Here is a 300-nt window from a genome sequence, read left to right as displayed (position 1 = left end):
TTTGCGTTCGCTGTATAGTTTTGAAACAACAAGCTGGGCCCCGTTTTTTGTGGGGTGGGTTGTTGTTTGGTGGTTTTGCGGTGGTGATAGCTTGGGGGAAACGCCCAGTATCCTTTTCGAACCTGGTGAGCTAAGCCCTGTGGTGTTGATGGTACTGCATCTTGGTGGGTGTGGGAGAGTAGATGGCTGCCGCAATAAATATTTTGTTTAGAGGTAAGTATGGGTGGGGGTTTCCTGTGAGGGGAGCTTTCGCTCATGCTTTTTGTGTTTAATTGTGGTTTTTACCAAACAACCCCGACC

Annotated in this window: 1 rRNA gene; it reads left to right on the top strand. The window is 48.3% G+C overall.

From position 1 onward, the window contains the following. Nucleotides 1-76: 76 nt before the first annotated feature. A 5S ribosomal RNA gene (rrf, locus tag HMPREF3016_RS04050) occupies nucleotides 77-195 on the top strand. The last annotated feature ends 105 nt before the right edge of the window (nucleotides 196-300 follow it).

Source organism: Rothia sp. HMSC065D02, assembly GCF_001815285.1.
GTDB lineage: Bacteria > Actinomycetota > Actinomycetes > Actinomycetales > Micrococcaceae > Rothia > Rothia dentocariosa.
Note: the sequence above shows the minus strand (reverse complement) of the source record. Positions and strands in the feature narration are given on the sequence as shown.